Source organism: Streptococcus sp. K0074 (genome assembly GCF_048843365.1).
GTDB classification, from domain to species: domain Bacteria; phylum Bacillota; class Bacilli; order Lactobacillales; family Streptococcaceae; genus Streptococcus; species Streptococcus mitis_BM.
In genome coordinates, this window is sequence record NZ_CP184836.1 from 970236 (window position 1) to 983263 (window position 13028).

Consider the following 13028-nt stretch of genomic DNA (forward strand, 5'->3'; position numbering starts at 1 on the left):
TTTTATGGACGAAAAAAGTTGCCTTCGGGTGACTTTTTTGTTACAATAGCTAGAAAAATTATTCACTGTAAATTGTCTTATAGAAAAGGAGCCTATAATGAAAGTCTATCAGCATGTAAATATCGTGACTTGTGACCAAGATTTCCATGTTTATCTGGATGGAATCTTAGCAGTTAAGGATTCTCAAATTGTCTATGTCGGTCAAGAGAAGCCAGAGATTTTAGAGCAAGCTGAGCAGATTATAGATTATCAGGGAGCCTGGATTATGCCTGGATTGGTCAATTGCCACACCCATTCTGCTATGACTGGCTTGCGAGGGATCAGAGATGACAGTAACCTCCATGAATGGCTCAATGACTATATCTGGCCTGCAGAAGCTGAGTTTACACCAGATATGACTACCAAGGCGGTCAAAGAAGCTCTGACAGAAATGCTCCAGTCAGGAACAACAACCTTCAATGATATGTATAATCCCAATGGAGTGGAGATTGAGCAGATTTATCAGGCAGTTAAGGCTTCCAAGATGCGTTGTTATTTCTCACCGACCCTCTTTTCTTCAGATACAGAAACAACTGATGAGACTATAAGCAGAACACGAGCAATCATCGAGAAAATCTTAGGATATGAAAATCCAAATTTCAAGGTTATGGTAGCTCCACATTCTCCCTATAGCTGTAGTAGAGACTTGTTGGAAGAGAGCTTAGATATGGCAAAAGAGCTGAATATTCCCATCCATATCCATGTGGCGGAGACCAAGGAGGAGTCAGGAATTCTCCTGAAACGCTACGGCAAACGCCCCCTCGCTTTCCTAGAAGAACTGGGTTACTTAGATCATCCGTCTGTCTTTGCTCATGGGGTCGAATTAAATGAGCGAGAAATTGAACGCTTAACAACTTCTCACGTGGCTATTGCCCACAATCCTATCAGTAACCTCAAATTGGCATCAGGGATTGCTCCCATTATCCAACTTCAAAAAGCAGGAATAGCAGTAGGAATTGCGACTGACTCGGTCGCTTCTAATAACAATCTAGATATGTTTGAGGAAGGACGAACTGCAGCCCTTCTTCAGAAGATGAAAAATGGAGATGCCAGCCAATTTCTTATCGAAACAGCTCTCAAGGCACTGACAATCGAAGGGGCTAAGGTTCTAGGAATGGAAAATCAGATAGGAAGTCTGGAAGTTGGTAAACAGGCAGATTTTCTCGTTATTCAACCACAAGGGAAAATTCATCTCCAACCTCAGGAAAATATGCTTTCTCATCTCATCTATGCTGTTAAATCCAGTGATGTTGATGATGTTTATATCGCTGGAGAACAGGTTGTTAAGCAAGGTCAAGTTCTGACAGTAGAACTTTAGAAGAAAAATCACAAAAAATTTTAAAAAAGTTTGCAAAAATCTTGCATTCTTTTTTTGACTATGCTATACTTATATACGGTTTGAAAAAACTGCCTAAGACAGTAGGGGAGCTCGACTCATAAGTATCCTACCGAGGACAAAACGTATCATGTAAAAAGAAGCGTATTGTACTTTCGTGTCTAGGTTTGGGCGCGTTTTTCTTTTGAAAAATTTCCCCAAGCAAAATAATAACGGAGGTGAACACACTAATGAGTGAAGCAATTATTGCTAAAAAAGCGGAACTAGTTGACGTAGTAGCTGAAAAAATGAAAGCTGCTGCATCTATCGTCGTTGTAGACGCCCGTGGTTTGACAGTTGAGCAAGATACAGTTCTTCGTCGTGAGCTTCGTGGAAGCGAAGTTGAGTATAAAGTGATTAAAAACTCAATCTTGCGTCGTGCAGCTGAAAAAGCTGGTCTTGAAGATCTTGCATCTGTATTTGTTGGACCATCTGCAGTAGCATTTTCTAACGAAGATGTTATCGCACCAGCGAAAATCTTGAACGACTTTTCTAAAAACGCTGAAGCACTTGAAATCAAAGGTGGTGCAATCGAAGGCGCTGTCGCATCTAAAGAAGAGATTCTTGCACTTGCAACTCTTCCAAACCGCGAAGGACTTCTTTCTATGCTCCTTTCTGTACTTCAAGCGCCAGTGCGCAACGTTGCTCTTGCAGTCAAAGCGGTTGCAGACAACAAAGAAGACGCAGCTTAATCTTAAGCTACGCAGCGTAGCCTAGCTACGAAAATCTATTATAAATTTAAAACATATTTGGAGGAAATAACAATGGCATTGAACATTGAAAACATTATTGCTGAAATTAAAGAAGCTTCAATCCTTGAATTGAACGACCTTGTAAAAGCTATCGAAGAAGAATTTGGTGTAACTGCAGCTGCTCCTGTAGCTGTTGCTGCAGCTGGTGCTGCTGACGCTGGTGCTGCTAAAGATTCATTCGACGTTGAATTGACATCTGCAGGAGACAAAAAAGTTGGCGTTATCAAAGTTGTACGTGAAATCACAGGTCTTGGTCTTAAAGAAGCTAAAGAACTTGTTGACGGTGCACCAGCACTTGTTAAAGAAGGCGTTGCAACTGCAGAAGCTGAAGAAATCAAAGCTAAATTGGAAGAAGCTGGAGCTTCAGTTACTCTTAAATAATAGAGCAACTACATTAGTAGCTTAAAAAATATGATTAAACCGCTATTCTTAGGAGTAGCGGTTTTTATTTTTATGTGCCAGGGGGCAAAAAAGGGAAAGGAATCTTTAAAAGTGAGGAGAGTTAGATTGAAAGAATCATATTGGTAAATCGAAATGATTGATATTTGTATCATGTCATAAATTGTTATCAAACGATAATATTGATTTTCTTACAAATTAAGAGTATAATTTATAAAAATGAGTGTTCACTCAATTTTTGTGAAATTAAGGAGTAAAGAAAATGGTTGTTGAAACAATAGAGTACAGTCGTTTCGGTAACGAAGAGGTCTTGGATTTGCTGAAGATTGACTCTACAGCCTTGGATGTAAATCAAGTGAGAGTAGAAGTTCATGCTGTTGGTTTAAATCCTATTGATTATAAAACTTTTGAGGGAGCGAAACCTCTTAAATTTCTATCTTTTATAACGAAATTAAGGAAACCAAGTCGTTGGTTTGAATCTAAATCATCTTTATTTCCAAGAGGTGTGGGGAGAGATTTTTCTGGAGTTATTACAGAAGTTGGAAATGAAGTAAGTAGGTTTTCAGTAGGAGACAAGGTGTTTGGAACAATGATTAGTGATCCTGGTTTGGGAACTAAGAGGGGAGCTTTAGCAACAGAAATTTGTGTCAATGAATCAGAAATTGTATTGAAACCAGAGATGATCGACATGACTCACGCAGCTACTATGGGAGTAGCTGCTCTAACTGTGGGTGGGGCTTTTAGAAGAATTGGTTTAAATTCAAGAGATACTGTTGTTATTTCAGCTGCAGCAGGAGGTATTGGAAGTATTGCAGTACAGTATGCAGTTGCTAAGGGGGCGAAAGTAATCGGAATCGCAAGTAAGAAAAATGCAGAGTATCTGAAGTCTTTAGGTGCCACACCAGTAAGTTACGAAGATAATATCAAGAAGGCTCTTCTATCAGCTAGTCCAACTCCTATTACAAAATTTTTGGATTGTTATGGATCTGATTATGTTAGATTGGCTTTTAGTTTAGGCTTGAAGGGGACAACTATTGGGACATTAGTACCTTCGCCCTATGTTATGATAAAAGGTGCTCAGTTTACTGGTCCGAGACATTCCACATATGATGATTTTAGCACTTTAGCTGAAATGGTCTCAGACGGGAAGGTTCAGCTGAAAATTGATCAAGTGTATGACTTTTCTATAAAGTCAGTTAGAGAAGCCTATCGTAGTCTGAAAATGGGACACAGTCGAGGCAAAAAAGTCGTAAAAGTAAGAGAGTAGAAGAGAGGTGCTAGCGATGGAAAGTTTAGAACAAAAGTATGCTCAGACGTTAGAAGTTAGCAACTTGAGCTTGAAACAACGTCGAGTATTATTATCAAGCTTAAAATTATTCTCAGAAATTGGATTTGAGAATACAACGTCCAGCCTTATTGCCGAACGTGCTGGAGTGTCAGAAGGAACTGTTTTTAGTTACTTTAAAACAAAGGAAGGTATTTTAGAAGCCATTTTATCTACTTTTCTAGAACAGGTTATTCCAGAAGTAATTGCGGATTTCTCAGAAAAAAAATTCACAGTAGATCAAGAAACTTTTCCCTTCTTTTTAAAAAGTATTGTTCGAGATAGGCTCTTTTTCATTCAGGAGAATCAAATGCATGTTAAAATTCTCTTGGGGCGTTCTTTTATTGATAAAAATCTTTCTATCCAGTTAGGAAATATTATTGTTCAATCTATAGTAGAACCAATTAGCCCTGTTTTAAATCAATTTAAAGAAAAAGGACTTATTCTAAATTGGTCAAATGAAAGAATTGTTCGATACATTTTAGCATTGAGTTTTTCTTATCTTATTCCCATGATGTTGAATGATGAAGGAACTATAAACATAGATGAAGCAGTTGATGAGATTGTTGAATGTTTGTCATCTGCCCTAATGAAAGTAAAATAAATTCGGATGTTAAAACTCACTGTTAATGGTGAGTTTTTTGAACTCAACATAAAAATCCCCAATCGAAGCGATTGAGGATTAAGCAAATGAATCTTAAACAATACCTTGTGCAATCATAGCGTTTGCTACATTTTCAAAGGCAGCAATGTTAGCTCCTGCAAGGTAGTCTTTATCAAGACCATATGTTTCTGAAGTTGTTTTAGCTGTGTTGAAGATGTTTGTCATGATGTCTTTGAGACGTCCATCAACTTCTTCACGAGTCCATGAGAGACGAAGACTGTTTTGGCTCATTTCAAGGGCTGAAACGGCTACACCACCAGCGTTGGCAGCTTTGGCAGGTCCGTAAAAGATACCATTTTCTTTGTAAACTTTGATGGCATCAAGGTCGCTTGGCATGTTGGCACCTTCAGATACACAGATAACTCCTTGAGCAACCAAACGTTTAGCTGCTTCACCGTTGATTTCGTTTTGAGTAGCACATGGAAGAGCGATGTCATAGTTCCCAGCGTAAGTCCATACAGAACCTTCATGATAAGTAGCAGTTGCCTTCTCAGCTGCATACTCAGTCAAACGAGCGCGACGTTTTTCTTTAACATCAACCAAAAGATCGAAGTCGATACCATTTTCATCGATGACATACCCATTTGAGTCAGATACAGAGATAACAGTTGCACCAAGTTCAGTTGCTTTTTGAAGAGCATATTGAGCAACGTTACCAGAACCTGAAATAACGACTTTCTTACCAGCAAAGCTGTTGCCATTTGCTTTGAGCATTTCTTCAGTATAGTAAACCAAACCGTAACCAGTTGCTTCTGGACGAATCAAGCTACCACCAAAACCAAGAGGTTTACCAGTCAAGACACCAGCATCAAATTGGTTAAGGCGTTTGTATTGACCGTAAAGGTAACCAATCTCACGTCCACCAACACCGATATCACCAGCAGGTACGTCAAGTGATGGTCCGATGTGTTTTTGCAATTCAGTCATGAAGCTTTGGCAGAAACGCATCACTTCAGCATCTGTTTTACCTTTAGGATCGAAGTCTGATCCACCTTTACCTCCACCGATAGGAAGTCCAGTCAAGACGTTTTTAAAGATTTGTTCAAATCCGAGGAATTTCAAAATCCCTTGGTTTACAGTTGGGTGGAAACGAAGTCCGCCTTTGTATGGTCCAACAGCTGAGTTGAATTGAACACGGTAGCCACGGTTTACTTGAACTTTTCCATCACGGTCAACCCAAGGAACACGGAAAGAAATCACGCGCTCTGGCTCAGTAATACGTGCCAAGATATTTTCTTCGATATACTCAGGGTGTTTTTCAAATACAGGTTCTAAAGTGTTGAAAAATTCTTCAACAGCTTGGAGGAACTCAGCCTCGTGCCCGTTACGAGCTTTTACAGTTTCAAACACGCTTTGGATATATTCTTTAGCAGATGTCATATCGTTCTCCTTAAATTCTAATTTAATTATGTGAGTCATTATAGCAGAATTTTTTTTAGCTGTAAAGAGAAAAACAAAAATTTTCTAAAAATTCACTCAATTTAGTTTTTCATATTTTTTGAAAATAGATAAAAAACGAACGTTTTTCTTATAAATGCCTTTCTTAAAGAGAAAATCTGAAAATATGGTATAATATTAGCAATAAAAGGAATCTGGAGGATCAGAATCATGGTATCAACGAAAACGCAAATTGCTGGTTTTGAGTTTGACAATTGTTTGATGAATGCAGCAGGTGTGGCTTGTATGACGATAGAGGAGCTGGAAGGGGTTAAAAACTCAGCGGCAGGAACTTTTGTGACCAAGACAGCGACCTTGGACTTCCGTCAGGGAAATCCTGAGCCACGCTATCAAGATGTTCCACTTGGTTCTATCAACTCTATGGGCTTGCCGAATAATGGCTTAGACTATTATTTGGACTATCTTTTGGACTTGCAGGAAAAAGAGTCGAACCGGACTTTCTTCTTATCTCTAGTCGGCATGTCTCCAGATGAAACCCATACTATCTTGAAAAAAGTCCAAGAGAGTGAGTTTCGTGGTCTGACTGAGCTAAACCTCTCCTGTCCAAATGTTCCAGGTAAACCTCAGATTGCCTATGATTTTGAGACAACAGACCGGATTTTAGCAGAGGTATTTGCCTACTTCACCAAACCTCTGGGAATTAAATTGCCACCATATTTTGACATTGTTCACTTTGACCAAGCGGCAGCTATTTTCAACAAATATCCTCTTAAGTTTGTTAACTGTGTTAATTCTATCGGAAACGGCCTATATATAGAAGACGAGTCGGTCGTGATTCGTCCTAAAAATGGTTTTGGTGGCATTGGTGGAGAGTATATCAAACCAACTGCTCTAGCCAATGTTCACGCCTTTTATCAACGCTTAAACCCTCAAATCCAAATCATTGGAACAGGAGGAGTTCTGACTGGTCGTGATGCCTTTGAACACATCCTCTGTGGTGCCAGTATGGTACAGGTGGGAACCACCCTTCACAAAGAAGGAGTTGGTGCTTTTGATCGTATTACCAATGAACTGAAAGCAATCATGGCGGAAAAAGGGTACGAAAGCCTAGAAGATTTCCGTGGGAAATTGCGCTATATTGATTAAATTCATTAAAAAATCAGAAGAAAGGAGAGAAGATGCTAGCCATTGAAGAAAGTCAGAAGTTGACTTTATCAAATTTATCGAGCCTGAGCCTTTTTACAGGGACAGACCAGGGCCAGTTTGAAGTTATGAAGAGTCAAGTATTGAAACAGATTGGCTATGATTCTGCTAACCTCAACTTTGCCTACTTTGATATGAAAGAAGTAGTTTACAAGGATGTGGAACTGGAGTTGGTCAGTCTTCCTTTCTTTGCGGATGAGAAAATCGTGATATTGGATCATTTTATCGATATCACGACTGCTAAAAAGCGCTTTTTGACAGATGATGAGCTCAAGTCATTTGAGGAATACCTTGAAAATCCTTCAGCAACAACCAAGTTGTTAATCTTTGCAGAAGGAAAAATGGATAGTAAAAGACGGTTGGTTAAATTACTTAAGCGGGATGCCAAGGTCTTTGATGCAGTAGAAGCAAAAGAACAAGAATTGCGCCAGTATTTCCAAAAGTGGAGCCAGAAACAAGGTCTGCAGTTTGCCAATCATTCTTTTGAAAATCTTCTCGTCAAGTCGGGTTTTCAATTTAGCGAAGTCCAGAAAAATCTCCTCTTTTTACAGTCCTATAAGGAAGACTCTGTTATCGAGGAAGAGGATATTGTCAATGCTATTCCCAAGACCTTAAAGGACAATATTTTTGATTTAACTCAGTTTATTCTGACTAAAAAGATGGATCAGGCGCGCGATTTGGTGAGAGACTTGACCTTGCAAGGGGAAGATGAAATCAAGTTGATTGCCGTTATGCTAGGACAATTTCGGACTTTTACTCAGGTGAAGATTTTGGCGGAGTCTGGGCAAGCAGAATCTCAGATTGCAAGTAGTCTAGGAAGTTTTCTCGGACGCAATCCTAATCCCTATCAGATTAAGTTTGCGCTGAGAGATTCAAGAGGACTTTCCTTGAGCTTTTTGAAGCAAGCTATTTCTTATTTGATTGAGACAGACTATCAGATTAAGATAGGTCTTTATGAAAAAGGTTTCCTTTTTGAAAAGGCACTCTTACAGATTGCTAGTCAGGTCAATTGACATTTTTTTGAAACTACAACCCGCGTCAACATTATCTTGTTGTGGGTTTCTTGCTGATTTGCTTATTTTATACTCAATGAAAATCAAAGAGAAAACTAGGAAACTAGTCGCAGGTTGCTCAAAGCACTGCTTTGAGGTTGTAGATAAGACTGACGAAGTCAGCTCAAAACATGTTTTTGAGGTCGCGGATGAAACTGACGAAGTCAGCTCAAAACACTGTTTTGAGGTTGTAGATAAGACTGACGAAGTCAGTAACATATCTACGGCAAGGCGACGTTGACGCGGTTTGAAGAGATTTTCGAAGAGTATTATTAGAAAGTATTTCAGTGATTTCTTCATCTATAAGCAAAAAACTTGAAAAAAGTGAATGTTTGCGTTATCATTTTCATATAGAAAGAAAAAGAGGTATTACAGATGGCTATTATCTTACCAGATCTTCCATATGCATACGACGCTTTGGAACCATACATCGATGCGGAAACAATGCACTTGCACCATGACAAACACCATCAAACTTATGTCAACAATGCTAATGCAGCTCTTGAAAAACACCCTGAAATCGGTGAAGATCTTGAAGCCTTGCTTGCTGATGTAGAATCTATCCCAGCTGATATCCGTCAAGCGCTTATCAACAATGGTGGTGGACACTTGAACCACGCTCTTTTCTGGGAATTGATGACTCCTGAGAAAACAGCTCCATCAGCAGAACTTGCAGCAGCAATCGATGCAACATTTGGTTCATTTGAAGAATTCCAAGCAGCCTTCACTGCAGCAGCAACAACTCGTTTTGGTTCAGGATGGGCATGGTTGGTTGTCAACAAAGAAGGTAAACTTGAAGTGACTTCAACAGCAAACCAAGACACACCAATCTCAGAAGGTAAAAAACCAATCTTGGGCTTGGACGTTTGGGAACATGCTTACTACGTGAAATATCGCAACGTGCGTCCTGACTACATCAAAGCTTTCTTCTCAGTGATCAACTGGAACAAAGTAGATGAATTGTACGCAGCTGCTAAATAATGATAGTTGGAGGGAAGAATTGTTCTTCTCTTTTTAAGGTTATATTATTTTTGTCTGACAAAATCGTCAGACTTTTTTCATTTTTATGAGAAACGTGCTAACTGCTAGAAATTATGGTAGAATAAAGTATTAAGTAATCGTGAAAAAAGGATATCTATGCGAAAAGAAATTGCACCTGAATTATACAACTATAACAAGTTTCCTGGTCCTGAGTTTCATTTACACGGGGACAAGGTTGAAACGGAAGGGATAGCTTTTTCCTTGGTGGAAAATATCAAGGATGCCTTTGATGTGACGGCTTTTAATCAGCGTTTTTCAGAAGTCTTAACCAAGTTTGATTATATCGTGGGAGACTGGAGCAACGAACAGCTTCGCCTACGAGGTTTTTACAAGGATGACCGAACAGAAGAAAAACTTGAAAAAATCAGTCGTTTACAAGACTACCTTTTAGAGTATTGTAGTTATGGTTGTGCCTATTTTGTCTTAGAAAATGAAGCCCCTAAGCGAGCATCATTTGACAAGAAAATACGTAAGAAGGAAGAAGAAACACCTTCTAGAAAAGGAAAGAAACCGGCTCAAACAAAACGAAAACCGAATACAGATAAGAAAAATAGACGTCGTCAGAAAGACCAGCATTCTCAGAAAGAGGACAAGGGGCAACGTCATTTCGTCATTCGTCAGAAGTGAGTAGAGAATAAGGAGAAGAAATGAAACCGTCAATTTATAGTTTAACACGTCAAACCATGCAGGAATGGGTTTTGGAGCAGGGAGAAAAGAAATTCCGTGCAGATCAAATCTGGGAATGGCTTTACCGTAAACGTGTCCAGTCATTTGAAGAGATGACCAACCTTTCCAAGGATTTGATTGCGAAGCTCAATGACCAGTTTGTAGTCAATCCCTTGAAACAACGCATCGTGCAAGAGTCAGCCGACGGTACTGTTAAGTATCTTTTTGAGTTGCCAGATGGTATGTTGATTGAGACAGTACTGATGCGTCAACACTACGGGCTGTCAGTCTGTGTGACCACTCAGGTCGGATGTAATATCGGTTGTACCTTCTGTGCCTCTGGTTTGATTAAGAAACAACGTGACCTCAATAACGGTGAAATCGTAGCGCAAATCATGCTGGTTCAGAAATACTTTGATGAGCGTGGTCAGGATGAACGCGTCAGTCATATCGTTGTCATGGGAATCGGTGAGCCCTTTGATAACTACAACAATGTCTTGAATTTCGTTCGTACTATCAATGATGATAAAGGAATGGCCATCGGTGCTCGTCACATTACGGTTTCCACCTCAGGTTTGGCCCATAAAATTCGTGATTTTGCTAATGAAGGAGTTCAGGTCAATCTTGCCGTTTCCCTTCACGCACCTAATAATGAACTGCGTTCAAGCATCATGAAGATTAATCGTGCCTTTCCGATTGAAAAACTCTTTGCTGCTATTGAGTACTACATTGAGACAACTAATCGTCGTGTGACTTTTGAATATATCATGCTCAATGAAGTCAATGATGGTGTAGAACAAGCCTTGGAATTGGCTGAATTGCTCAAGAATATCAAGAAATTGTCTTATGTGAACCTGATTCCTTATAACCCAGTTAGTGAGCATGATCAATATAGCCGTAGTCCTAAAGAGCGCGTCCTGGCCTTCTATGATACACTTAAGAAAAAAGGGGTTAACTGTGTTGTTCGTCAAGAGCATGGTACTGATATTGATGCAGCTTGTGGACAATTGCGTTCTAATACAATGAAACGTGACCGCCAGAAAGCAGTCGCAGCAGTCAATCCTTAATGATGAAGAAGACTTATAATCATATTTTGGTCTGGGGAGTCATTTTCTATAGCATTTGCATTGTCTATTTTTGCTTTACTCCTCAAGAACATTCTCCCGTGGGAGTGGAAACTCCAGGTATTCAGCATCTTGGACGCCTGGTTTTTCTTTTGACTCCTTTCAATTCTTTCTGGAAACTGGGCGAAGTGAGTGATATGGGACAATTATATTGGATTTTTTTACAAAATATCCTCAATGTCTTCTTGCTTTTTCCTTTGGTGTTCCAACTCCTTTATCTCTTTCCAAACTTAAGGAAAACAAAAAGAGTTATTATTTTCAGTTTTCTAGTGAGTCTTGGAATCGAGTGTACGCAGTTAGTCTTGGACTTTTTCTTTGATTTCAATCGCGTCTTTGAGATTGATGATTTGTGGACCAATGCCTTGGGTGGCTATTTGGCTTGGCTTCTCTATAAACAACTACATAAAAACAAGATAAGGAATTAAAATGAGTATTTTAGAAGTTAAAAACCTGAGTCACGGTTTTGGTGACCGTGCAATTTTTGAAGATGTGTCCTTCCGTCTCCTCAAGGGAGAACATATTGGTCTGGTCGGTGCCAATGGTGAAGGAAAATCGACCTTTATGAGTATTGTGACTGGTAAGATGTTGCCAGACGAAGGAAAGGTTGAGTGGTCAAAATATGTGACTGCTGGTTATTTGGACCAGCACTCTGTTCTTGCTGAAGGCCAATCTGTTCGTGATGTTCTCCGTACAGCCTTTGATGAGCTATTCAAAGCTGAAGCCCGTATCAATGACCTTTATATGGAAATGGCTGAAGACGGTGCGGATGTTGATGCTCTCATGGAAGAAGTGGGAGAACTCCAAGACCGTTTAGAGAGTCGTGATTTCTATACCTTGGATGCTAAGATTGACGAAGTAGCGCGTGCCCTTGGTGTTATGGACTTTGGCATGGATACGGATGTAACCTCTTTGTCAGGTGGGCAAAGAACCAAGGTGCTTTTGGCAAAACTTCTCCTTGAAAAGCCTGATATCTTGCTGTTGGACGAGCCGACCAACTACTTGGATGCTGAGCATATTGACTGGCTCAAGCGCTATCTCCAAAACTATGAGAATGCCTTTGTCCTTATTTCACACGATATTCCATTCCTAAATGATGTTATCAATATTGTCTATCATGTGGAAAATCAACAGCTGACGCGTTATTCTGGTGACTACTACCAGTTCCAAGAAGTCTATGCTATGAAGAAATCTCAGCTAGAGGCAGCCTACGAACGTCAGCAGAAAGAAATTGCAGACCTTAAGGACTTTGTTGCTCGAAACAAAGCGCGTCTTGCAACACGAAACATGGCCATGTCTCGTCAGAAGAAATTGGATAAGATGGATATTATCGAACTGCAAAGTGAGAAACCAAAGCCATCATTTGATTTCAAACCGGCTCGTACGCCAGGGCGCTTTATCTTCCAAGCCAAGGATTTGCAGATTGGTTATGATCGACCTCTGACCAAGCCTTTAAATCTTACCTTTGAACGCAATCAAAAGGTTGCTATTATCGGAGCAAATGGTATCGGTAAAACAACTCTCTTGAAGTCTCTCTTGGGCATTATCCCGCCAATTGCTGGAGAGGTTGAACGTGGAGACTACCTAGAACTTGGCTACTTTGAACAAGAAGTAGAAGGCGGTAATCGCCAAACTCCTCTTGAAGCTGTTTGGAATGCCTTCCCAGCTCTCAACCAAGCAGAAGTTCGTGCAGCCCTTGCCCGTTGTGGTTTGACAACCAAGCATATCGAAAGTCAGATTCAGGTCTTGTCAGGTGGGGAACAAGCCAAGGTTCGTTTCTGTCTCTTGATGAATCGTGAAAACAACGTTTTAGTGCTGGACGAGCCGACCAACCATTTGGATGTGGATGCCAAGGATGAACTCAAACGTGCTCTTAAAGAATACAAGGGATCTATTCTTATGGTCTGCCACGAACCAGACTTCTATGAAGGCTGGATGGACCAAATCTGGGATTTTAATAATCTAACTTAAAAATGAGGATAAAAGAAATACAG

13 protein-coding genes and 1 other annotated feature are annotated in these 13028 nt (G+C 39.9%); of the genes, 12 read left to right on the forward strand and 1 reads right to left on the reverse strand.

The genetic code is table 11. From position 1 onward, the window contains the following. The first annotated feature begins 97 nt into the window (after nucleotides 1–97). The 5 genes from ACN076_RS04680 to ACN076_RS04700 all read left to right on the forward strand — a co-directional run bounded on the left by ACN076_RS04680 (nucleotide 98) and on the right by ACN076_RS04700 (nucleotide 4493). Nucleotides 98–1357 (forward strand): TRZ/ATZ family protein, encoded by a 1260-nt coding sequence (locus tag ACN076_RS04680; protein WP_153192512.1) that lies wholly within the window; start codon nucleotides 98–100, stop codon nucleotides 1355–1357. A 74-nt stretch (nucleotides 1358–1431) separates the two neighbouring features. Next, nucleotides 1432–1567: a sequence feature (ribosomal protein L10 leader region), on the forward strand. 38 nt (nucleotides 1568–1605) lie between these two features. Then, nucleotides 1606–2106: a 50S ribosomal protein L10 gene (rplJ, locus tag ACN076_RS04685; RefSeq protein ID WP_001287277.1), complete on the forward strand. Its 501-nt coding sequence runs from the start codon at nucleotides 1606–1608 to the stop codon at nucleotides 2104–2106. A 72-nt stretch (nucleotides 2107–2178) separates the two neighbouring features. After that, nucleotides 2179–2547 (forward strand): 50S ribosomal protein L7/L12, encoded by a 369-nt coding sequence (gene rplL, locus ACN076_RS04690; RefSeq protein WP_001196965.1) that lies wholly within the window; start codon nucleotides 2179–2181, stop codon nucleotides 2545–2547. A gap of 280 nt (nucleotides 2548–2827) precedes the next feature. Beyond that, nucleotides 2828–3832, forward strand: a complete 1005-nt coding sequence (locus ACN076_RS04695) for an NADP-dependent oxidoreductase (protein WP_153192510.1) — start codon at nucleotides 2828–2830, stop codon at nucleotides 3830–3832. A gap of 16 nt (nucleotides 3833–3848) precedes the next feature. After that, the gene (locus ACN076_RS04700) at nucleotides 3849–4493 is read left to right on the forward strand and encodes a TetR/AcrR family transcriptional regulator (protein WP_153192508.1); all 645 of its coding nucleotides are present in this window, start codon (nucleotides 3849–3851) and stop codon (nucleotides 4491–4493) included. A gap of 93 nt (nucleotides 4494–4586) precedes the next feature. On the opposite strand, the gene gdhA is transcribed toward ACN076_RS04700, so the two are convergent. Beyond that, the gene (gene gdhA / locus ACN076_RS04705; protein WP_000199532.1) at nucleotides 4587–5933 is read right to left on the reverse strand and encodes an NADP-specific glutamate dehydrogenase; all 1347 of its coding nucleotides are present in this window, start codon (nucleotides 5931–5933) and stop codon (nucleotides 4587–4589) included. Between the two features lie 228 nt (nucleotides 5934–6161). Here gdhA and ACN076_RS04710 point away from each other — a divergent pair, with 228 nt between their 5' ends. The 7 genes from ACN076_RS04710 to ACN076_RS04740 all read left to right on the forward strand — a co-directional run bounded on the left by ACN076_RS04710 (nucleotide 6162) and on the right by ACN076_RS04740 (nucleotide 13005). Beyond that, nucleotides 6162–7097, forward strand: a complete 936-nt coding sequence (locus tag ACN076_RS04710) for a dihydroorotate oxidase (RefSeq protein ID WP_420790222.1) — start codon at nucleotides 6162–6164, stop codon at nucleotides 7095–7097. Nucleotides 7098–7129: 32 nt separating this feature from the next. Beyond that, a complete protein-coding gene (gene holA / locus ACN076_RS04715; RefSeq protein ID WP_420790223.1) occupies nucleotides 7130–8167 on the forward strand; it encodes a DNA polymerase III subunit delta in 1038 nt (345 codons plus the stop codon). Between the two features lie 414 nt (nucleotides 8168–8581). Beyond that, a complete protein-coding gene (gene sodA, locus ACN076_RS04720) occupies nucleotides 8582–9187 on the forward strand; it encodes a superoxide dismutase SodA (RefSeq protein ID WP_000974733.1) in 606 nt (201 codons plus the stop codon). A 156-nt stretch (nucleotides 9188–9343) separates the two neighbouring features. After that, nucleotides 9344–9874 carry a YutD family protein gene (locus ACN076_RS04725; RefSeq protein WP_420790224.1) on the forward strand — a complete coding sequence of 177 codons (531 nt, stop codon included), beginning with the start codon at nucleotides 9344–9346 and terminating at the stop codon, nucleotides 9872–9874. Nucleotides 9875–9894: 20 nt separating this feature from the next. Continuing rightward, complete coding sequence (rlmN, locus tag ACN076_RS04730) at nucleotides 9895–10980, forward strand: 23S rRNA (adenine(2503)-C(2))-methyltransferase RlmN (RefSeq protein WP_000804760.1); 1086 nt, start codon at nucleotides 9895–9897, stop codon at nucleotides 10978–10980. Further along, nucleotides 10980–11462 (forward strand): VanZ family protein, encoded by a 483-nt coding sequence (locus ACN076_RS04735; protein WP_125416504.1) that lies wholly within the window; start codon nucleotides 10980–10982, stop codon nucleotides 11460–11462. The genes rlmN and ACN076_RS04735 overlap by 1 nt, the downstream gene beginning before the upstream one ends. 1 nt (nucleotide 11463) lies before the next feature. Then, nucleotides 11464–13005, forward strand: coding sequence for an ABC-F family ATP-binding cassette domain-containing protein (locus ACN076_RS04740; RefSeq protein ID WP_420790225.1), 1542 nt, complete (start codon nucleotides 11464–11466; stop codon nucleotides 13003–13005). The last annotated feature ends 23 nt before the right edge of the window (nucleotides 13006–13028 follow it).

Excerpts from the sequence above, each read along its gene's own strand:
- ACN076_RS04680 (WP_153192512.1), top strand. The coding sequence starts at position 98 with ATGAAAGTCTATCAGCATGTAAATATCGTGACTTGTGACCAAGATTTC.
- rplJ (WP_001287277.1), top strand. The coding sequence starts at position 1,606 with ATGAGTGAAGCAATTATTGCTAAAAAAGCGGAACTAGTTGACGTAGTA.
- rplL (WP_001196965.1), top strand. The coding sequence starts at position 2,179 with ATGGCATTGAACATTGAAAACATTATTGCTGAAATTAAAGAAGCTTCA.
- ACN076_RS04695 (WP_153192510.1), top strand. The coding sequence starts at position 2,828 with ATGGTTGTTGAAACAATAGAGTACAGTCGTTTCGGTAACGAAGAGGTC.
- ACN076_RS04700 (WP_153192508.1), top strand. The coding sequence starts at position 3,849 with ATGGAAAGTTTAGAACAAAAGTATGCTCAGACGTTAGAAGTTAGCAAC.
- gdhA (WP_000199532.1), bottom strand. The coding sequence starts at position 5,933 with ATGACATCTGCTAAAGAATATATCCAAAGCGTGTTTGAAACTGTAAAA.
- ACN076_RS04710 (WP_420790222.1), top strand. The coding sequence starts at position 6,162 with ATGGTATCAACGAAAACGCAAATTGCTGGTTTTGAGTTTGACAATTGT.
- holA (WP_420790223.1), top strand. The coding sequence starts at position 7,130 with ATGCTAGCCATTGAAGAAAGTCAGAAGTTGACTTTATCAAATTTATCG.
- sodA (WP_000974733.1), top strand. The coding sequence starts at position 8,582 with ATGGCTATTATCTTACCAGATCTTCCATATGCATACGACGCTTTGGAA.
- ACN076_RS04725 (WP_420790224.1), top strand. The coding sequence starts at position 9,344 with ATGCGAAAAGAAATTGCACCTGAATTATACAACTATAACAAGTTTCCT.
- rlmN (WP_000804760.1), top strand. The coding sequence starts at position 9,895 with ATGAAACCGTCAATTTATAGTTTAACACGTCAAACCATGCAGGAATGG.
- ACN076_RS04735 (WP_125416504.1), top strand. The coding sequence starts at position 10,980 with ATGATGAAGAAGACTTATAATCATATTTTGGTCTGGGGAGTCATTTTC.
- ACN076_RS04740 (WP_420790225.1), top strand. The coding sequence starts at position 11,464 with ATGAGTATTTTAGAAGTTAAAAACCTGAGTCACGGTTTTGGTGACCGT.